This is a genomic window from Burkholderia sp. ABCPW 111 (assembly GCF_000773065.1).
GTDB lineage: Bacteria > Pseudomonadota > Gammaproteobacteria > Burkholderiales > Burkholderiaceae > Burkholderia > Burkholderia savannae.
In genome coordinates, this window is the sequence record NZ_JPWT01000056.1 from 1 (window position 1) to 20,425 (window position 20,425).

Here is a 20,425-nt window from a genome sequence, read left to right on the forward strand (position 1 = left end):
TCCATCACTTCCTGCCTGGTGTTAGTCAAAAACACAGTCTTATGCCTACCCGCTAGTTTAAGTGAGAGGCTATGTCCGGTGTTTCAGGGGGCTGCTCCAGCATCCGAATTCATTGCCTTGCTCTTGGTGGTGTCGACCTGACGAGCGCGGCCGGCGTACGGAACGCATGTTTCCTTGGCGGTGCGTCACGGAAAGGCGAAGGGAAATTCCGCGAAGCAGCCATCGCGCAATTTTTTCGATAGCTGTTCAGCATGCTCCGGCTCACCCTCTTCGTGCGTGGCGAGATCCAAGTAATAGTTCGTGCCATCGTGTTTCGCGTAGATGATCCAATCGCCAGTTAGTCCCCTTTGGGCTCGTTCCTTGAACCCGCCGACTACTAGGCGGTGCGCGAGGTAGGCTTGCCACAGTTCGGGATCTTCGCCGTATGTCTCCGCGACTTCGCGCAGCATTCGATCTAGATCTCTGTTTCCGCCGTCGGCGAGATTCCAGCGGATTCCGATATTTCGGACAAGGTGCCGGCCCGACCAGAAGTGCTTATGCCAAAAGGGTTGGAGGTGAGGTCCCTTGAATGGCGATTCACGCTTTGTTTTGGATGTCGGGCGGATGCCTTCGAGATAGTCGAGTTCGTCCAACACGGCGAACGGGTCGAAGTACCGATCGCTCTTATCCAGAAGCCGGATCGCGAGGGCGATACTGATGCGGGGCGCGTATGGTCGTTCGCGCACTGCCGTTGTCTTGAGCTTGGCGATCGCGTCCGGGGTCAAACTGACCATCGTTCTTGATTTTTCCACTGCCGGTGTGTGCATGACGTTGACGCCTGTAGCATACACATATGCTTCGTGAGGACGCTCTCGCAGGTCTCCCGGTGTATGGGGTACGTTTGGGGGTGTGTCGGATCTTCATATGAGGTGATTCTTATTGGAATCAGACTGTTAAGTCGTAAATCCCATTCCTGCAGCCATACCGAAGCGGGTCCCAGAGATGGGGCCCGTTTTTTTTTGTTCTACAAAATCACGCACGTTCTACAAAACGACAAAAAGCACATCGGGATGGCATACTGCCCATGTAAGTGACCGACCAACAATTGATAAGCGTCATCGACATGGCAGAGACCTACAACATCGGGGAAATCGCGACGCGCGTACGGATAGCAGTCGTCAATGAAATCAAGAAATGAGCGGCAATCAAGACTTCGAATGTCGCCCGAGTTTTGAACGAGCGATCGTTTCAATTGATCGGCATGCCGATGGGCGCAGCCTTATTACCATTCACTGCATAGAGACGGACCTGGGGATGCGTAAAGTCATTAGGAATCTCGAAGGAAAAGCCCGATCGCAGAAGCAAGTCGGAATCGTAGTGAGTGGCGACGTCGCGGCGCTCGAACTGCTGTGAGGGTGCGACGTTGATGACGCGATTTCCCGAGGTGGCGACGATGAACTCGGCGGCTAGCCCACCGTCTCGAAGTGCCGCCCAGCCGGAGTATGTGATGCCTGTTGCCGTTGTGGTCACGGCGTCAATGTTGCCGCCCGCCCCTTGAGTGCCGGAAGCCGACGCTAGCATTCGGCCCCCGGCCAGGAATTTGATCGATCCTCCATTCGAGACGACGCGGACGTCGGCTCCGAGGAATTCGTTGCTTCGGCGATGTGTATCCCTTTCCGTGGTGGTGAACTTTCGGTCGTGATGAATTCTGTCGATCGTTTCGTATAAGTCGGGCTTGGGGACTGCGTACATCGATCGCTCGACGCGTTCTTCAATGACGAGTTCAGGTTTTTCCTGAGCCACCATTTTTGCGAGGATGTCGGAGTTCGGTATGGTCCATGCGTACACGACTCGTCCATAATTCTGCGAAAAATACGGAATGACGGAGTTGAAATACGAATCTCTGAATACCAGCACAGTTCCACTTTTGCCGGGGCAGGTTGTCGCGAAAAGGCTCGTCGGATAGTTCGGCATCGAGAAGCCCAACGGCCATTGAGCTTGGCGATGGATCGTGCATTCGGGCGAAAGGAGCTTCTTCGGCTGATACGTCGTTTCCACGACAGGAATCCGGATCATTCGCGACATATCCGTGCTTCCAATGTCCGATTGAGCCGAGGGCGCCACAGTCATAAAAGTCGTGTTTTCGTACGCATAGGGATGGGGTGATCCGATGGACTGCATGAGATCACGGTATCCAATATAAGCGCCGTACGGGGTCCAATGGGTATCGGTATGGAAGAAGAGATCTGGGTTTCCATCCGATTTGTGGGCAATCAGTGACTGGCTTGGATTGATGAAATAAGGTGTCTCTCCAAGATAGCCTTCGAGTTCTTGCAGTCTGGACGGCCCTTTCCCTTGCACCTGTCGTGGCAGGTATTCCGGATAGATCGTGTTCTTGTCAGGGCCGACCATGAAGCGATAGCCGATACCTTGATCTTTGAGCCACGTGTAACGCTGCTCAAGAGCCAGCTTCCAATCACGGAGCTCAGTGCCCGAAAATCGAGCCCTACGCTCGATATCCGGGCGGCTTCCCACGTCGGAGATAAAAAGCCAGTCGCCGTGGCCGGCGATCACCTGCTGTGTTCCAGACAGATGGAACACCTTATACATCAAGTAGCTGTGCAGGCTGAGGAAGACATTTCGGAACCCGAAGCGATCATTAACGTATGCGTCGAGGTCTTTGGGGAAGCTTTCAAGCCCGTGAGTGCTGAACTCCATGGAAGGAAACGTCGCTAGCCTCCGTTCCTCCGAGTTCTTTCCGTCGCTGAACCACATGGTAACGAACGGGACGGAAATGGCCGCTACGAAGGCGGCGGCCATGATCAGATTGACCAGTCTCTTGCGGCGCATACTCAAGTCAAAAGCGGAAATAGATGAACGGGTTATACGTTCCGGCGGCCATCTCGGCGGCGCAGATCGTCAATATAGCAAGCACCGCGATCAAGCGAATGTAAGCGTAATTCGGATTCTGTGCGAATGCCGATAACGCCAGAATGTTCGCCGGCAGCGGTTCATTCGAATGCGAAGGAAATCTTCGTTCGCGCCAATCTCTCGCAAGCGAAATTGCAAGCGGAGTCGACAGGATGGCACCCAGGGCGATGGTTGCAAAAACCTGCGCATTCAAATAGAAGCCAATTTGCGGAGTGAACCAACTGGCTTTGGTAAATCCGAACATGGCGGCCACGTAAGAGCATGCGTAAGAGAAGCTGTCCGCCCGAAAGAACACCCAGCCAATCATTACCATCATGATCGTGTAAATCCAGCCGACAAATTTCGGCATCGCATCCAGCCATTTACCGATTCGGGTGCGTTCCAGCACAAGCAATGATCCGTGGAACGCGCCCCAGAAGACAAAGTTCCAGCTTGCTCCATGCCACAGCCCGCACAGCAGAAAAACCGTGAACAAATTGATTCGCATGCGCAATGGAGATGTGCGGTTACCGCCAAGCGGGATGTAAAGGTAGTCGCGAAACCACGTGGATAGCGAGATATGCCACCGGCGCCAGAATTCTCGTACCGAGGTTGAGATATAGGGGTAATTGAAGTTCTCGGTGAGTTCGAATCCGAACATTCGGGCGAGCCCGATTGCCATATCGGAATATCCTGAAAAATCAAAGTAGATCTGAAGCGTGTAGCAGACGATGCCGAACCATGCCATGGGCGTTGAGATGCCCTCCGGCGGAAGGGCGAAGATGCTGTCCGCAGCCTGCCCCAGGACGTTTGCGATCAATACCTTTTTGCCCAGTCCGAACGCGAAACGCTCGACTCCCGAACTGAAGCGTTCGAGTGTGTTGCGTCGATGCAAAATCTGCTCGGCTATATCGTGATAGCGAATGATCGGCCCGGCAACCAGTTGAGGAAATAGGGAGATATAAAGCCCCATGTCAAGAGGGTTGCGTAGCGCGTCTGCTTCCTTACGATATATGTCTACAATGTATGAAATCGAGTGAAAGGTGAAAAAAGAAATGCCGATGGGCAATACGGTTTCGACGATGCTGGTATGCTTTCCGAGTAGGAAATTGATTAGACTATCTAAATTGCTTGTTAAAAAGAATGCATACTTATAGTAGATGAGTGCGAGAAGATTGATCGTGACGCCGAATGTCAATATCACGAACTGTATCTTGCGTGAACTAGCACGGGCGATAAGGAGGCCGATGATCCAGTTGAAGATGATGGATGCCGCCATCAACAGCAGATATTTTGGCTCGCCCCATGCGTAAAAAGTCAGGCTTGCAATCAGCAGCCAGATGTTGCGAAGCCGGTATGTCAGTGCCCAATAGAGCCCCAGCGTGATGGGCAGAAACACGTAGAGAAATATTGCCGAGCTAAAAACCACGTGGTCCCCGTATTTCTGAGCTAGGCGAGCGGGCCTCGTTGCCGGACGCCAGCGGTTGAAAATGTTGGCGGATTATAATACACGGCTGGTTCCTGCGACTCGAACCAGGCAGCGACGTATCCGGCGGGCTGTCCCGGACGTGCGATCAAGCGTTTGCCGTCGAGTCTTTTGATTTCCAATAATTGTCGGATTAATGGTGTCCGCTCGAGGTTGCGGCATCATGCATGTCGCTTGATGCGTCGATGCTTGGGACTCCGGTGGTGTTGGACGGAGCGGCGCGCAGTTCAACACAGCAGGAAGTGCAAAAAGCACTCCGTGACCGCCGCACGTACTTTCGCGACCGCCGCGTTTCGCATCGAACTGTTCCGCCAATCCAATTCGATCGGATATTAGGAAAGACTCACCGGACTCGCAACGAGCCGAAGCCCCGTCACGGCCGCGATTGCCGCCGCGGCATGCGCCGGAATGGTCGCGAAGGTCCGCGGTCCTTTGAGCAGAAAGGGCAGCGCGGCAAAGTGCGCCGTCGGCGCGATCACATTTCGCTTGAGCCCGAGCGCGGCGAGCGCTTCGTCGACGATGCCGACCACGCCGCCGGGCGACACGAGAACATGTCCCGGCGAAACGTATTCGTCGAGCGTCAGTGCCTGGCCGACGCTCGAGAGCATGTCGCCGTCGAGCGGGCACGCATAGCCGCCGTACGCCAGAGCCTGATCGCCGAGCAAGCGTGAGCCGAGGCCGCCGTCAAGGACATGGGCGGATACTTTATGCGTGCGGCCCCATGCGGCTTCTGGAAAATCGGGGATTCGGCGGGAAGTGGAAAGGCTCGATGCCGTCGGGGTAGTGTCGACTGCGAGCTATCGTTCAATCATAGACGACGACACGTTAGCGCGCGTCGAACGGCGATTCACGGAGTACGAGCCTTGGTGGTAGCGGTTGCTTTCGAAGACGCGTTCAGTATCGATGGTCGAGAACTTGCGTCGACAGAATGAAAAGCCCGGCATCCCCCGGGCTCCCCACGATCAAGGCAACGAAATCGTCAAATTAGCGGACTCCGGCCCGACCTTGATGACCTGCGAATAAGGCGCGAGCGCTCGCACCGTGCTGCCCTTCAGGTACGTATTGAGCCCGACGAACGCGAGCAATCCGACGAGCGTGAACACCGCTCCGATCGCCCATAGCGGCACCTCGCGCTTGAGCCGATGCGAGATCTGGTCCGGCAGCGGCCAATGCGGCGCGAACGGCGCGCGCTTGCCCTTCATGTTCGCGATTTCGTCGCCGAGCCGCGCGGTCAGATACGCGAGCTTCTCCGGTCCTTCGAGCAGGTACTTGCCCTGAAACCCGAGCAGCAGGCACATGTGGAACACCTCGAGCGATTGCAGCCGCGCCGCGCCCTGCGCACGACATTCTTCGAGGTACTGATAGAACTTCTCTCCCGCGAGCTGCTCGCCGAACAGCACGAGCTGAAGCGGCCGGCGTTCCCAGTCCGCGCGGATCTTGAACTGCGACGACAACACCGATTCGTCGATCGCCGCGCAAAACGCGAACTTCGCCGCATACACGTCGTCGGCGGCGATGTTGAGCTTCTTCGCGCCGCGCTCGAAATCGCCGAGGAATTCCTGGATGCGCGTGCCGAACTCCGACGCGTTGCCGGGCTCGCGGCCGTTCTTCAGCAAGAACAGCATGAAGAAGCCGTCGTACAGCAGATCGAGGAGCGAGCGCGCCTGGAAGCCGGCGTCGGTCGACGACACCGTTTGCGGCGCGGGAGGCGGCGTGTTGCCGCCGAAGAGGGAGGGCGCGTAGCTCATGACGTGACGGCGATCAGTTCAAATTTGAGATCGTTGATTCCGGACGGCGCGTAGATCATCGCCGACTGGGCCTGCAGCATCCGCTCATAGAGCGGGCTGCGCGCATCGAGTGCGAAATAGCATGCGCCCGGGCGCACGGGAATCGCGGGCGGCACCTGCGGCGTGTACGAAAGGCGCACGCCCGGCATCGCGGACAGCACGAGCTTGTCGACGTCGTCCGGCGCGCCCACCTTGAAGCGCGCGGGCACGGCCTCGACGAGCTCGACCGACGGCATGTCGGCCGACACCGCGAGATAGAACGCGGTCTTGTCGTCGATCTTGCCGGAATCGAGCCGCCCGACGTGGAACGACGGCCGCACTTCCTCGAGCGTGATCGCGAAGTAGCGCGTCGAGATCACGGTTTCGAGCAGGTCGCGCAGGATCGTGTCGAGGCGCGCGAAGCCGGGGCCCGGATCGTCGTGCCGATAGGCGGGCAGATCGGCGAGCACGTAGCCCTTCGAAAACGTCATCAGTTGGCCGGCGAGGCGCAACAGCTCCTGGAACAGCCGCTCCGGATGCAGCGCCGAATGCTGATGCAGGTGCGCGAGCGCGGCGAACGCGGCGCTCGCCGTGTGCAGCAGCCAGAACGAGGCGATGTCGCCCGAGCGGAATTCGATGATGTTCTTCGTCGGCTCGCGATGAAAGCCGTACAGCGCGTTCACCTTCGCCTGCAGCGCGTCGATCAGTTGGCGCAGGCGCTGATGCAGGATCGGCGACGCCTCGATCGCGAGGCACGGCGGCACGAAGCTGTCGTCGATCTCGAAGCCGGACGTCGCGGTGCGGCGCACGCGCACGAGCGGAATCGACAGCAACTGATCGCGCGGCTCGCTGTGCGCAATCAGCTTGACGTTGGTCTTCAGGAACGTGATGTCGGCTTCGGCTGCATCGGTGAAGTGGTCTGCGACGCTCGCGCGATCGCTGACGAAGCGCGACACGAAGCCCGCGTCGCGGCTCTCCGCGTAGTTCGAGCCCGTCTCGCGCAGCGGGTGCAGCGCCAGGTAGAACGTGAATTCGTTGATGCCCTCGGGTAGCGTGTCGAGCGCGATGGGCGGCGGCAGCTCGTCGGCTTGCGGCGCCGAGTAGAGCGCGCCATCCGGGAACACGAGCGACAGTTCGCTTGCGCGCAGCACGTTGCTGCCGAGCGCGTCGCGATCGAACCGCACCGAACGCACGCCCCAGTTGTACGGCTGGATCGCCTGAATCGATTCGAAGAGGCGCGCCTCGTGATACGCGTCCTGCCGCTGAAAGTGCTGCGGCCTCAGAAAGAGGCCTTCCCCCCAGAGCACCTTGGCCGAATAACTCATGTCAAATCCGCTTAAATGTGATTGGGCCGTTGGTCGGTTAATTCGCGCCGCATTCGGCGAGCGAATCGTTAATCTTTGTCAAATGACTTTTAAATGTCATCTCGAATTTCACCCGCAGTTCACCGACGAGAGCAAGTCGAGCCGCTCGGTCGGCATGCCTTGCTGCGAAGGAATGACGGTGCCGCCCGTCACGGTCATCGCGCAATTGTGCAGGCCGATGATTATGCCGGATTTCTCGGATTTCGCAGGATCGAAAGTCAGCTTCCAGCGCTGCAGCGCCGGGTCGCGAAAGAGTGCGACGACGCCGAACGCCTGCGCTTCGCGCGACACCTTTTCGGTCGCGTTATAGCGCTGTCCGGGAATCAGCGTGATTTCGCGCACGCTCAGCAGATCGGCGCCGAGCGCGGTCTTTTCCTTCGCCGGATCGGTGAAGCTGTCGAACGGCGCCTGCTGGAACGACGTCGGATCTTTCAGCGCGTAGAGGCGCACGACGAGCGCGAGCGGGCGGCTGTCGTTCGCGGCGTTGAGGTTCGGCGCCGCGTAGAGCGTCAGGCCGAGATTGCGCGGCGGCTTCTGCGAATCGGGCACGTCGGGCTTGCCGACGCCCACCATCTGCAGCGCGGCGCTGCCCGCCGAGCCGAGGAGCGGCACGGCGGCCGCGCAGCCGCCGAGCAGGATGCAGGCGGCGAGCGGCAGCGCGTAACGAGTCACAAGCGGATTCATCGATTTTTCCGGGCGCGGCGCCCTTTGTTCCCTGTCAAAACTATCAGTTGCTTTGCCGATTTGGCGGCACAAAAATTCTGCCTCTTCAAATGCCCGACGGATCGCGATCAATGCCGCGACATTCGGAAAAATTTTCCACTGAATGGGCAAAATAGAATTGCTTTGCGGCAATAATTGCATTGGAAGCGGTACACGTGCGATTCCCCGAGCGTGCGCGGCCGTGTCGGGCGGCGCGCTGCGCGGCTTTTAAAACGGCCGCCCTTCACGCGAACATTGAATTATGAAAAATTGATCGGTACTATACCCGCGCGCTTGTAGCAAAGCAAAATCACGAATTCTCAACGATTTAAAACTCCCGCGCCGGGGATATAAACGATGAAAGACCGTCTCTTCGCAAAATTTTCTGGGGTAGTGTTGGCCTGCGGCATCATCGCCGGTTGCGCGTCGCAGCCGACGCCGCCGACGGCCGAAGCGTTCAACAAGTCGTTGGCGGATGCCGACGCGGTGGCGAAGGCAGGCGATCAGGACCGCGCGATCGGTCTCTACCAGCAACTCGCGAAATCCGATCCGACGCGCGAAGAGCCGTGGTCGCGGATCGCGCAGATCCAGTTCCAGCAGGGTCACTACGGTCAGGCGATCGTCGCCGCACAGGAAGCGTTGCAGCGCGACAAGACCGACCGTCAGGCGAAGAGCGTGCTCGCCGTTGCGGGCCTGCGCATCGCGACCGAATCGCTCGGCGAGCTGCGTCAGGATTCGTCGCTCGCGGGCGACGCGAAGTCGGACGCGCAAGCGCTCGCGAAGCAGTTGCGCGATACGCTCGGCGAGGCCGCGCTGTTCCCGCCCGAGCAGCAGCTGACGAAGCCCGTCGTGAAAAAGCGCCGTATCGTGCGCCGCGCGAAGCCCGTGCACGAGGCCGCGCCGGTCGAGAACGCGACGGCGGCAGCGCCCACGGCGCCCGCCGCCCCCGCCGCGCCCGTCGCGCCTCCTGCCACCACGTCGGCGCCCGCCAAGGCGGCGGGCGGCGATCCGTTCAGCGCGCTGCGTTAAGCCGCCGCGCTCGATCCACACACCAAACGGGAGCCGTCGATGGCGAAGAAAGAAAGCATTCAAAAGCGCTTGCAGAAAGTGCGGCCGCCCCGCGTCCAACTGACGTACGAAGTCGAACGGGGCGACGCGATCGAGATCAAGGAACTGCCGTTCGTCGTCGGGGTCGTCGGCGATCTGGCCGGGCAGTCGGAAGTCGAGCAGCCGAAGCTGCGCGATCGCAAGTTCGTCAACATCGACCGCGACAACTTCGACGACGTGATGAAGGCGATCGAGCCGCGCGCGACGTTCCAGGTGGAGAACCGCCTGAGCGACGCGGGCGGCAAGTTCGCGGTCGATCTGAAGTTTCGATCGATCAACGATTTCAATCCGGACGAGGTCGTCGGGCAGGTCGAGCCGCTGCGCCGCCTGCTCGAGGCGCGCTCGAAGCTCGCCGACTTGCGCAACAAGCTCGCCGGCAACGACAAGCTCGAAGATCTGCTGAGCGAGGTGCTGTCGAACACGCAGCAGCTCGAAGCGCTGAAGAAGAGCGCGGACGGCGGCGATAAGCAGGGCGAATGAGTAACGGGGTGGCGATATGAACCAGCAAACGGCTGCGGCCCAATCGACCGGCGCTCAAGCCGGCACGGAATCCACGCTGCTCGACGAGATCGTCGAGAAGAGCAAGGTTGCGAAATCCGAATCCGAGCATGCGCGCGCGAAGGACCTGATCGGCGAGCTCGTCAATCAGGTGCTCGACGGCACGGTGGTCGTATCGGACAACCTGTCGGCGACGATCGACGCGCGCGTCGCGGAGCTCGACCGCCTGATCTCGTCGCAGCTCTCGGCCGTGATGCATGCGGCCGAGTTCCAGCGTCTCGAGAGCACGTGGCGCGGGCTCGATTATCTGGTGAAGGAAAGCAACACCGGCTCGACGATCAAGATCAAGGCACTGCACGCGCCGAAGCGCGATCTCGTGCGCGACTTCAAGAACGCGACCGAGTTCGATCAGAGCGCGCTCTTCAAGAAGGTGTACGAAGAAGAGTTCGGCACGTTCGGCGGCTCGCCGTTCGGCGTGCTGGTGGGCGACTACGAGATCTCGCGCCAGCCGGAAGACCAGTATTTCATCGAGCAGATGTCGCACGTCGCGGCGGCCGCGCACGCGCCGTTCGTCGCGTCGGCGGCGCCCGAGCTGCTTGGCCTCGAGTCGTTCGCGGATCTCGGCAAGCCGCGCGATCTCGGCAAGGTGTTCGACACCGTCGAGTACGCGAAGTGGAAGTCGTTCCGCGATTCCGAGGATTCGCGCTACGTCGGCCTCACGCTGCCGCGTTTCCTCGGCCGCCTGCCGTTCAATCCGAAGGACGGCGCGATCGCGGAGAGCTTCAACTTCGTCGAGGACGTCGACGGCACCGATCACGACAAGTACCTGTGGTGCAACGCCTCCTGGGCGTTCGCGGCGCGCCTGACGGCCGCGTTCGACGACTTCGGCTGGTGCGCGGCGATTCGCGGCGTCGAGGGCGGCGGCCTGGTCGAGGATCTGCCGACGCATACGTTCAAGACGGACGACGGCGAAATCGCGCTCAAGTGCCCGACCGAAATCGCGATCACCGACCGCCGCGAGAAGGAGCTGAGCGACCTCGGCTTCATCCCGCTCGTGCATTGCAAGAATTCCGATTACGCCGCGTTCTTCGCCGCGCAGTCGGTGCAGAAACCAAAGAAATACAGCACCGACAGCGCCAATGCGAACGCCGTCCTGTCCGCTCAGCTGCAGTACATCTTCTCGGTATCGCGCATCGCGCATTATCTGAAGGCGATGATGCGCGACAAGATCGGCAGCTTCGCGTCCGCGCAGAACGTCGAGACGTTCCTCAATCGCTGGATCTCGCAGTACGTGTTGCTCGACGACGACGCGACCCAGGAACAGAAGGCGCAGTTCCCGCTGCGCGAAGCCTCCGTACAAGTGTCAGAGATTCCGGGCAAGCCGGGTGCGTATCGTTCGGTCGCGTTTCTGCGTCCGCACTTCCAGCTCGACGAATTGTCGATTTCTCTGCGCCTTGTCGCTGACTTGCCCAAACCGGCAAATTCATAAGCGAGCTGAGATCGCCCGGGCGGGCCGCCTGGGTAGGACGTTAAAACCACCTCTTTGGGGAGTCGAAAGACCATGTTACACATGCATCTGAAGTTCGGTAATCCGGCCATCAAGGGCGAGTCCGCGGACAAGGACCACGCCGGCTGGATCGAACTGAAATCCTGGGATCACTCGATCGTTCAGCCGCGTTCGGCAACCGCTTCGACCGCGGGCGGCCACACGTCGACGCGCTGCGAGCACGGCGACATGGTGTTCACGAAGGAAATCGATTCGTCGAGCCCGCTGCTGTATCAGCACGCGTCGGGCGGCACGACGTTCGACGAAGTGACGATCGATTTTCTGCGCGCGGACGGCGAAGGCGAGCGCGTGAAGTATCTCGAGATCAAGCTGAAGTACGTGATCATCTCGAGCATCGCGCCGAGCGTGCATAACGAGGGCCTGCCGATCGAGACCTTCTCGCTGAAGTATGCGGCGGTGCAGTGGAAGCAGACCCAGCAGAAGATCGGCGGCAACCAGGGCGGCAACACGCAGGGCGCCTGGAGCCTCACGAAGAACGACAAGACCTACGCGGTCTAAGTTCGATGCGGGAACGGGGCACGGCGCGTGCCCCGTTCCCGTTTTGCGTGGAGCCCGATGAAACGCTTCGAACCGAGCTTCCTCGACAAGCTGTTCGACGACGAACCGCATGTGCCGGCACCCGCCGCAATGCGGCAATTGTCGCTGGAAGAACTGAAGAACACGGTCGCGCGCGACGTCGAGGCGATCCTCAACACGCGCATCGCGCTGACCGAAGAAGACCTCGCCACGCTGCCGGAATGCCAGCGTTCGGTGTTGACCTACGGGCTGAACGATTTCGCCGGCCTGAGCCTCGCGAGCCACTACGACCGCACGTTCATCTGCAAGTCGATTCAGCAGGCGATCGCGCGGCACGAGCCGAGGCTGCAGCAGGTGTCGGTGACGTTCGAGCTGAACGAGCAGTCGACGAACGCGCTCTACTTCGCGATCCAGGCGCTGCTCGTCGTGCATCCCGCCGAGGAGCCGGTGACCTTCGATGCGATGCTGCAGCCGTCGACGTTGCAATATTCGGTGACGCGTTCGCGCGCCGCCAAGGTTTGAGCCGTGTCGCGTGAGCCGCCGGGCGCCGCGCGGCAGTGAGACGCCCGGCAAGAGGGCGTCAGGTTTCGGGGATCGTCGATGGAAGAGTTGTTGCCGTATTACGAGCGCGAACTGTCGTTTTTGCGGCGCTATTCGCTCGAATTCGCGAACCGGTACCCGAAGATCGCCGCGCACCTGTCGCAGACAGGCGAGCATTGCGAGGACCCGCACGTCGAGCGGATGATCGAATCGTTCGCGCTCCTCGGCGCGCGGATCAACAAGAAGCTCGACGATGAGTATCCCGAATTCACCGAAGCGCTCGTCGAAGTCCTCTATCCGCATTATCTGCGGCCGTTCCCGTCGTGCTCGATCGCGCAGTTCGGCGCGCCGCAGTCGTTCGCCGAACTGGCCGGGCCGCATGTCGTCGAGCGCGGCACCGAGCTGAGGAGCCGCGCGATTCGCGGCGTGCAATGCCGCTTTCGCACCGCGTACGACGTAACGCTTGCGCCGATCAGGCTCGCCGACGCGCGCTACGGATCGATCGCCGCGGCGCCCGTCACGACGCTGCTGCCCGGCAACGCGACGGGCGTGATCTCGATTGCGTTCGAATCGACGTCGCCGCAGTTCGATCTCGCCGCGCTGAAGCTCGGCACGCTGCGCGCGCATCTGCACGGCGAGCAGTCGTTCGTCGCCGCGCTTGCCGATTGCCTGTTCGCGCACGCGCTCGCGTTCTACGTCGAGCCCGAGCGCAGCGGCCGCTGGATTGCGCTCGACAAGGCGCCGTACGAGCACGCGGGTTTCGACGAGGCCGACGCGCTGATCGACTATCCGGCACGTTCGCATCCGGCGTATCGTCTGCTAACCGAATATTTCGCATTCCCGGACAAATTCAATTTCGTCGACTTCGACCTGGGCGCGCTGACGCGCCGCGCGGGCGGTTGCCGGCAACTGACGCTGCATGTCGTGCTGCGCGACGTGCGCAGCGATTCGCATGTCGCGCGGCTGCTCGATCTGCTGACCGCGAGCCACTTGCGGCTGTTTTGCACGCCGGTCGTCAACCTGTTCCGGCAGCACGGAGAGCCGATCCGGATCAGCCATCAGGCGGTGTCGTATCCGGTGATCGGCGATGCGCGCCGCGCGTTCGCGTATGAGGTGTATTCGATCGATTCCGTGCATCTCGTGCGGCAGCGCGCGGATCGCGAAACGGTTGTCGAATTCCGGCCGTTCTATTCGCTGCATCACGGCGAGGCCGCGCAGGCCGGCCACTACTGGTTCGCGCGCCGCAACGACGGCGTCGCGCGCAAGAGCCCCGGCTATGAGACCGAGATTTCGGTCGTCGACATCGATTTCGAGCCCGGCGCGCCGCAGACCGACACGCTGAGCCTCGAGCTCACCTGCACGAACCGCGACTTGCCGGCCTCGCTCGCGACGGGGCTCGACGGCGGCGATCTCTTCATCGACGGCGGCGAGCAGCCGGGCCCGATCGCGCTGCTGCGACGGCCCACGCCGAGCGCGCGCTTCGAGCGCGGCCGCGCCGCGCACTGGCGTCTCGTGTCGCATCTGGCGCTCAATCACGTGTCGCTCGCCGACGAAGGGCTCGCCGCGTTGAAGGAAGTGCTCGTGCTGTACGATCTGAGGCGATCCGCGGTGTCGACGCGCCACATCGACGGGATCGTCGGCATCGAGCAGAAGAGCGCCGTGCAGTGGCTGCCCGGCAAACCGTTCGCGACGTTCGTGCGCGGCGTCGAGATTCGGCTCACGATCGACGACGAGCATTTCGTCGGCTCGAGCCTCGCGACGTTCGTGCGGATGATCGATGCATTCTTCGGGCTGTACGTGCACCTCAACAGCTTTGTTCAACTGATCGTCGTGTCGAAGCGCACCGGCGAGGAGATCATGCGATGCGAACCGCGCAGCGGCGAATCGATCCTGGCGTAGTCGAGCGGCTGCTCGACGAGCCGCATCGCTTCGAGTTTTTTCAGGCGGTGCGGCTGCTCGAGACCTGGTTCGCGAAGCGCGATCCGCAGCGCCATGCGGCGAGCCGGCCGGGCGAGATCGTCGCGCGCCGGATCGGTTTTCGAAACACGCTGTCGCTCGGTTTTCCGCCAAGCGAGATCGAGCGCGCGCAGTCGTACGACGAAGCGGGCGACGCGCTGAAGGACGATGCGCAGCGCAACGCGGCGCTCGCGGCGGGCGCGCTGTCGCGCGTCGAGCTCACGCCGGCGTTCTTCGGGCTGCTGGGCGGCCAGGGCGCGCTGCCGCTGCATTACACCGAGCAGATCATCGCGCGCGAGCAGTTGAAGCGCGATCACGCGGCGCGTGCGTTCTTCGACGTCTTCTCGAACCGCGCGACCGCGTTGTTCTATGCGGCCTGGAAGAAATACCGGCTGCCGCTGCATTACGAGCTCGACCGCGACGAGCGCTATTTGCCGCTGCTGCTCGCGCTCGCGGGCGTCGCGAACGACGATGCGCGCTCGACCGTGCAGGAAGGCCGCGGCGCGCTGCTCGACGAGGCGATCGCGGGCTATGCGCTCGCCGCGCGGCATCGGCCCGTGTCGGCCGCGTATCTGCAGCGCACGCTGTCCGAGTATTTCCGCGTGCCGATCCGCATCGAGCAGTTCGTCGGCAAGTGGTACGACGTGCCGCCCGATCAGTTGAGCGTGCTCGGCGACGTGAACGTGACGCTCGGCGCGACGGCGCTCGTCGGCGAACGCGTGTGGCAGCGCGACATGCGCGCGCGGCTCGTCGTCGGCCCGCTGTCGAAACGCGACTACGAAGCGTTCCTGCCCGGCGAGGAGCGCGCGGTCGCGCTCGAGCGGATGCTGACGCTGCTCGCCGGCGTGACGCTCGAATACGAGGTGTCGCTCGTGCTGCGCCGCACGGAAGTCGGCGCGAGCATCCTCGGCGCGGGCGCGCGGCTCGGCTGGGACGCGTTCCTCTGCACGCGAGAAGCCGAGCGCGATCGCGCCGACGCGCGCTACGAGCTGCACGTTATTCATTGATAACAACGATCGAACCTGAGTGGACCGTAACCGATGAGCACGCCCCTGAAGACCCTGATCGCGAAACTGAATCCGGTGTGCCGGAAGGCCGCCGAGCGCGCCGCCAGCCACTGTTTCGCGCGCGGTCACTATGAAGTGGATCTCGAACACCTGTTTCTCGCGCTGCTCGACGAATCGACCGGCGACGTGCCGCTCGTGCTGCGCGCGAGCGGCGTCGATCCGCACGCGCTGCGCGCGGATCTCGAGCGCGAGCTCGACGGACTGAAGACAGGCAACACGCGTACGCCGGTGTTCTCGGTGCATCTGACGGAGCTGTTCGAGCAGGCGTGGCTGATCGCGTCGCTCGATTCGCAGATCGGCCGGATTCGTTCGGCCCACCTGCTGCTCGCGCTGCTGACGGGGCCCGATCTCGCGCAGTTCGCGCAGCGGATGTCGTCCCAGTTCGCGCGCGTGCGCGTCGACGACCTGAAGCACAAGTTCGACGAGATCACGGCGGGCTCGCCCGAAGCCGAGCCGCGGCACGCGGAGGCCGACGTCGCGGTGCCCGACGGCGCGGCGGCGAACGCGCCGCGCGGCCCGTCGAAGACGCCGGCGCTCGACACGTACACGACGAACCTCACGCAGCGCGCGCGCGAAGGCAAGATCGACCCCGTGATCGGCCGCGATGCGGAAATCCGCCAGGCGATCGACATCCTGATGCGCCGCCGGCAGAACAATCCGATCATGACGGGCGAGGCGGGTGTCGGCAAGACGGCCGTGGTCGAAGGGCTCGCGCTGCGCATCGCGGCCGACGACGTGCCGCCGCCGCTCTCCGGCGTCGCGCTGCACGTGCTCGACATGGGCCTGCTGCAGGCGGGCGCGAGCGTGAAGGGCGAGTTCGAGAATCGCCTGAAGAGCGTGATCGACGAGGTGAAGAAGAGCGCGCACCCGATCATCCTCTTCATCGACGAAGCGCACACGATCATCGGCGCGGGCGGGCAGGCAGGCCAGAACGACGCGGCGAACCTCCTGAAGCCGGCGCTTGCGCGCGGCGAGCTGCGCACGATCGCGGCGACGACATGGAGCGAATACAAGAAGTACTTCGAAAAGGATGCGGCGCTCGCGCGGCGCTTCCAGGTCGTGAAGATCGAGGAGCCGAGCGAGCCGCTCGCCGCCGCGATGCTGCGCGGGATGGCGGGGCTGATGGAGAAGCACTTCAGCGTGCGCATTCTCGACGACGCGATCACCGAGGCGGTGCGGTTGTCGCATCGCTACATCAGCGGCCGCCAGTTGCCGGACAAGGCGATCAGCGTGCTCGACACCGCATGCGCGAAGGTCGCGCTCGCGCACAGCGCGACGCCCGCCGCGATCGACGACACGAAGAAGCGCATCGAGCGGATCGATGCGGAGATCGCGGCGCTCGAGCGCGAAGCCGCGAGCGGCGCCGCGCACGACGAGCGCCTCGCCGCGCTGCGCGACGAGCGCGACGCCGATTCGACGGCGCTCGCCGATGACGAGGCGCGCTACGAAGAGGAGCGCGCGCTCGTCGCCGAAATCGGCGCATTGCGCGCCGAGCTCGACGCCGCGCGCGAGCCGTCCGCCGACGGCAAGCCGGCGGACGCCGACGCGACGCGCGCAAAGCTCGCCGGGCGCGTCGATGCGTTGCGCGCGCTGCAGGGCAACCAGCCGATGGTGCCGCTGCAGGTCGATGGGCATGTCGTCGCGGAAATCGTCGCGTCTTGGACGGGCGTTCCGCTCGGCCGGATGGTGAAGGACGAAATCGAGACCGTGCTCAATCTGCGCGATCTGATCGGCGCGCGCGTGATCGGCCAGGACCACGCGCTCGACGCGATCGCGCAGCGCGTGCGCACCGCGACCGCGAACCTCGAGGACCCGAACAAGCCGCGCGGCGTGTTCCTGTTCGTCGGGCCGTCGGGCGTCGGCAAGACCGAGACCGCGCTCGCGCTCGCCGACGTGCTGTACGGCGGCGAGCGCAAGATGATCACGATCAACATGAGCGAGTATCAGGAGGCGCACAGCGTGTCGGGCCTGAAGGGCTCGCCGCCCGGTTACGTCGGCTATGGCGAGGGCGGCGTGCTGACGGAAGCGGTGCGCCGCAATCCGTATTCGGTCGTGCTGCTCGACGAAGTCGAGAAGGCGCATCCGGACGTGCTCGAAATGTTCTTCCAGGTGTTCGACAAGGGCGCGATGGACGACGCCGAAGGGCGCGAGATCGACTTCCGCAACACGCTGATCATCCTGACGTCGAACGTCGGCTCGTCGGCGGTGATGCAGGCGTGCCTGAACAAGACGCCGGAGGAGTTGCCCGACGCCGAGGCGCTCGCCGAGACGCTGCGCCCGCAGCTCTACAAGACGTTCAAGCCCGCGTTCCTTGGCCGGATGAAGGTGATTCCGTACTATCCGATTTCCGACGACGTGCTCGCCGAGATCATCGAGCTGAAGCTCGAACGCATCCGCGGCCGGATCGAGGCGAACCACAAGGCCGCGTTCGAGTGGGACGAGTCGCTCGTCGACGCCGTGCTCGCGCGCTGCACCGAAGTCGATTCGGGCGCGCGCAACGTCGATCACATTCTGAACGGCACGCTGCTGCCGGAGATCGCCGAGCACGTGCTGTCGCGGATCGCCGACGGCGAAGCGATCGCGCGCATCGCCGCGCGCGCGGCCGAGACGGGCGAATTCGAGTACGCGGTCGAGTAAGGCCGCCGCGCGGCGCGCGCGTCACGCGCCGCGCGTGTCTTCAAGCAACGATGGACGCCGCAACGCACTGACATAGCATTCGACCATGCCGATCAACCTCACCGAGCTGCTGACGCCGATCAGCGAAGCGTCGCCGTGCGGCGACGATCTCCTGTTCTCCGCCGAATTCGACGCGATCCAGCACGCGCGCAAGTTCGACGATCCGTCGCTCGACCAGGGCGAGTGGATCACCGACATCAAGGAAGCGGACTGGGGCTTCGTCGTCGAGCAATCGAGCGCGCTGTTGCGCGAACGCACCAAGGACCTGCGGCTCGCGGTGTGGCTGACCGAGGCGCTCGCGCTCGAGGACGGCATCGGCGGGCTCACGCAGGGCTACGAGCTGCTGGCGAGCCTTTGCCGGCAATTCTGGGATCACGTGCATCCGCTGCCGGACGGCGACGACGCCGAATACCGGCTCGGCAACGTCGCGTGGCTCGCCGGGCGCACCGCCGATCTGCTGCGCGCGGTGCCGCTCACCGACGGCGCGTCGAACGCGTTCAGCGAGCTCGACTGGGACGTCGCGCAGCACGTCGTGCAGGCGATCCGGCGCGACCCCGAGCAGGCGGACGAGATCGCGCGCGGCAAGCCGTCGGTCGAGCAGATCGAGGCGTCCAAGCGGATGACGTCCGTCGCGTTCTATGCGCGCCTGCTCGGCGAGCTGAACGCGTTCCGGACGGCGCTCGACGCGCTCGAGCAGGAGCTCGACCAGCGCGCGGGCGAGGCGGCGCCGAGCTTCAGGCAGGCGCGCGACGCGTACGAAACGGTCTACCGGCTCGCCGAGCGCTTCGCGAAAGAGCAGGGCTACTCGGCCGACGCGCAGCCGCAGGCCGGCGCGCAGAATGCGCCGGGCGCGCCGCCCGAGCGCGCGGAGCCGAGCTTCAGGACGCCGCTTTCCCAGGAGGAGCACGTGCAGAGACATGCGCCGTCAGCGCCCGCGCCGATCGTGATCGCCGGCATTCAGAATCGCGCGCAGGCGGTCGAGCAACTGCGCGCGGTCGCGAAGTATTTCCGTGGGACGGAGCCGCACAGCCCGGTTGCGTATCTCGCCGACAAGGCCGCCGAGTGGGCGGACATGCCGCTGCATCTGTGGCTCGCGTCGGTCGTCAAGGACGACGGCTCGCTCGCGCACATTCGCGAGCTGCTCGGGCTGAAGCCGGACGACAACGCGTGAGCGCGGGCCGGCGCGCGAAAAGCCGGCCCGCAAAAGAAAAAGCGACGGGAGGCTCGAAGGGGCCGTCCGTCGCTTTTTCATTGTGCCGTGCCGCGTGCCGCGTGCCGCGTGCCGCGTGCCGCCGTAACGCCCGTACCATCACATGGATCACATGGCGAGCGCTTCGCCCGCCGCCGTTCGCGCCCGCGCCGCTTACTGCCCCGCGCGGAATTCGATCCGGCGGTTGCGCGCGCGGCCGTCGCTCGTGTCGTTCGACGCGATCGGCTGATCGGGGCCGACGCCCGTCGTCGTCAGTTGCTGCGACGCGATGCCCTTCGTCACCAGGTAGCCCTTCACCGCGTCCGCGCGCGCCTGGCTGAGCGCGATGTTCGACGCGCGGTTGCCCGAGTTGTCGGTGTGGCCGATGATCTCGACCGTGCGGTTCGTCATCTTCGCGAGCGCGCTCGCCATCTGATCGAGGATCGCACGGCCCTGCGGCGTGAGCGTCGCGCTGCCGGTCTCGAACTCGATCGTGCGGTTCGCGAGCGTCTGGTCGAGCAGGCCCTGCTCGGATGCGCTTACGCGCAGCCCGTTCTTGATCGTGTAGGTCGGGTTCAGCGCGTTCGCCATGTCGCTCGCGAGCTGCTGACGCTGCGCCTCGTTGTGGACTTCGCCCTTCACGTCGATCTGCGTGCCGTCGATCTTCAGCTGTCCTTTGCTGATCTGTTTCAGTTGCGGGCCGATCAGCTTCTGCACGTTCGCGGACCAGTTCGGCGGCGTTGCGACGTCGCCGACTTCGATCTGGTCGACGACGTTCGCGGCGCCGTAGGCGTCGCGCAGGCGCTGCAGCACGGCGGCCTTCGTCGCTTCGTCGGCGACCTTGCCGCCCGCGACGACCTGACCCGGCGCCGCGTTCGCGGGCGGCGGCGACGACACGGTCGCGCCGCCGCCCGCGCCGCTTGCCGCGGCGATGGCGGGTGCGGCGAGCGGCGTCGATCGTACGGGCACGCCGCCCGCGTCGATCGGCGTGACGGTCGCGGGGCCGACGTTGTCGGCGAGCGCCGCGCCGTTGAGCGCGCCGCCGAGCATGAGCGCGGCGAGCGCGAGCCTGAAGCGGGAGGAGGCGAGCGGCTTCGTCATT

17 protein-coding genes are annotated in these 20,425 nt (G+C 63.3%); 9 read left to right on the forward strand and 8 right to left on the reverse strand.

Annotation, left to right across the window (positions count from 1 at the left end):
• Nucleotides 1–185: 185 nt before the first annotated feature.
• The 7 genes from X946_RS33550 to tssJ form a co-directional block, all read right to left on the reverse strand.
• The gene (locus X946_RS33550; protein ID WP_052145045.1) at nt 186–773 is read right to left on the reverse strand and encodes a hypothetical protein; all 588 of its coding nucleotides are present in this window, start codon (nt 771–773) and stop codon (nt 186–188) included.
• Between the two features lie 454 nt (nt 774–1,227).
• The gene (locus X946_RS09660; RefSeq protein ID WP_152611671.1) at nt 1,228–2,829 is read right to left on the reverse strand and encodes an alginate O-acetyltransferase AlgX-related protein; all 1,602 of its coding nucleotides are present in this window, start codon (nt 2,827–2,829) and stop codon (nt 1,228–1,230) included.
• Nucleotides 2,830–2,836: 7 nt separating this feature from the next.
• Nucleotides 2,837–4,288 carry an MBOAT family O-acyltransferase gene (locus tag X946_RS09665; protein WP_200886426.1) on the reverse strand — a complete coding sequence of 484 codons (1,452 nt, stop codon included), beginning with the start codon at nt 4,286–4,288 and terminating at the stop codon, nt 2,837–2,839.
• A 419-nt stretch (nt 4,289–4,707) separates the two neighbouring features.
• Nucleotides 4,708–5,040 (reverse strand): hypothetical protein, encoded by a 333-nt coding sequence (locus X946_RS09670; protein WP_052145046.1) that lies wholly within the window; start codon nt 5,038–5,040, stop codon nt 4,708–4,710.
• A 297-nt stretch (nt 5,041–5,337) separates the two neighbouring features.
• Nucleotides 5,338–6,123 carry a DotU family type IV/VI secretion system protein gene (locus X946_RS09675; RefSeq protein WP_038746362.1) on the reverse strand — a complete coding sequence of 262 codons (786 nt, stop codon included), beginning with the start codon at nt 6,121–6,123 and terminating at the stop codon, nt 5,338–5,340.
• Entirely contained in the window at nt 6,120–7,466 is a 1,347-nt protein-coding gene (gene tssK, locus X946_RS09680) for a type VI secretion system baseplate subunit TssK (RefSeq protein ID WP_038746364.1), read from the reverse strand. The genes X946_RS09675 and tssK overlap by 4 nt, the downstream gene beginning before the upstream one ends.
• Before the next feature lie 108 nt (nt 7,467–7,574).
• A complete protein-coding gene (gene tssJ / locus X946_RS09685; protein ID WP_038746367.1) occupies nt 7,575–8,189 on the reverse strand; it encodes a type VI secretion system lipoprotein TssJ in 615 nt (204 codons plus the stop codon).
• Between the two features lie 375 nt (nt 8,190–8,564).
• Between tssJ and X946_RS09690 the strand changes: the two genes are divergently transcribed.
• From X946_RS09690 to tssA, 9 genes are all read left to right on the forward strand, one after another.
• Entirely contained in the window at nt 8,565–9,236 is a 672-nt protein-coding gene (locus X946_RS09690) for a tetratricopeptide repeat protein (protein WP_052145047.1), read from the forward strand.
• A gap of 39 nt (nt 9,237–9,275) precedes the next feature.
• Nucleotides 9,276–9,794: a type VI secretion system contractile sheath small subunit gene (gene tssB, locus X946_RS09695; RefSeq protein WP_038746373.1), complete on the forward strand. Its 519-nt coding sequence runs from the start codon at nt 9,276–9,278 to the stop codon at nt 9,792–9,794.
• A gap of 16 nt (nt 9,795–9,810) precedes the next feature.
• Complete coding sequence (tssC, locus tag X946_RS09700) at nt 9,811–11,301, forward strand: type VI secretion system contractile sheath large subunit (protein ID WP_038746376.1); 1,491 nt, start codon at nt 9,811–9,813, stop codon at nt 11,299–11,301.
• A gap of 72 nt (nt 11,302–11,373) precedes the next feature.
• On the forward strand, nt 11,374–11,877 hold the full coding sequence (locus X946_RS09705; RefSeq protein WP_038746378.1) for an Hcp family type VI secretion system effector: 504 nt from the start codon (nt 11,374–11,376) through the stop codon (nt 11,875–11,877).
• A gap of 57 nt (nt 11,878–11,934) precedes the next feature.
• Nucleotides 11,935–12,417 carry a type VI secretion system baseplate subunit TssE gene (gene tssE, locus X946_RS09710; RefSeq protein ID WP_038746381.1) on the forward strand — a complete coding sequence of 161 codons (483 nt, stop codon included), beginning with the start codon at nt 11,935–11,937 and terminating at the stop codon, nt 12,415–12,417.
• 78 nt (nt 12,418–12,495) lie between these two features.
• A complete protein-coding gene (tssF, locus tag X946_RS09715) occupies nt 12,496–14,334 on the forward strand; it encodes a type VI secretion system baseplate subunit TssF (RefSeq protein WP_038746384.1) in 1,839 nt (612 codons plus the stop codon).
• Nucleotides 14,298–15,398 (forward strand): type VI secretion system baseplate subunit TssG, encoded by a 1,101-nt coding sequence (tssG, locus tag X946_RS09720; protein ID WP_038746387.1) that lies wholly within the window; start codon nt 14,298–14,300, stop codon nt 15,396–15,398. Before tssF ends, tssG begins: the two co-directional genes overlap by 37 nt.
• Before the next feature lie 33 nt (nt 15,399–15,431).
• Nucleotides 15,432–18,095: a type VI secretion system ATPase TssH gene (gene tssH / locus X946_RS09725; protein WP_038746391.1), complete on the forward strand. Its 2,664-nt coding sequence runs from the start codon at nt 15,432–15,434 to the stop codon at nt 18,093–18,095.
• Between the two features lie 85 nt (nt 18,096–18,180).
• Nucleotides 18,181–19,305 (forward strand): type VI secretion system protein TssA, encoded by a 1,125-nt coding sequence (gene tssA / locus X946_RS09730; RefSeq protein ID WP_038746394.1) that lies wholly within the window; start codon nt 18,181–18,183, stop codon nt 19,303–19,305.
• A 192-nt stretch (nt 19,306–19,497) separates the two neighbouring features.
• On the opposite strand, the gene X946_RS09735 is transcribed toward tssA, so the two are convergent.
• Nucleotides 19,498–20,424, reverse strand: a complete 927-nt coding sequence (locus tag X946_RS09735; RefSeq protein WP_038746397.1) for an OmpA family protein — start codon at nt 20,422–20,424, stop codon at nt 19,498–19,500.
• Nucleotide 20,425 lies beyond the last annotated feature (1 nt).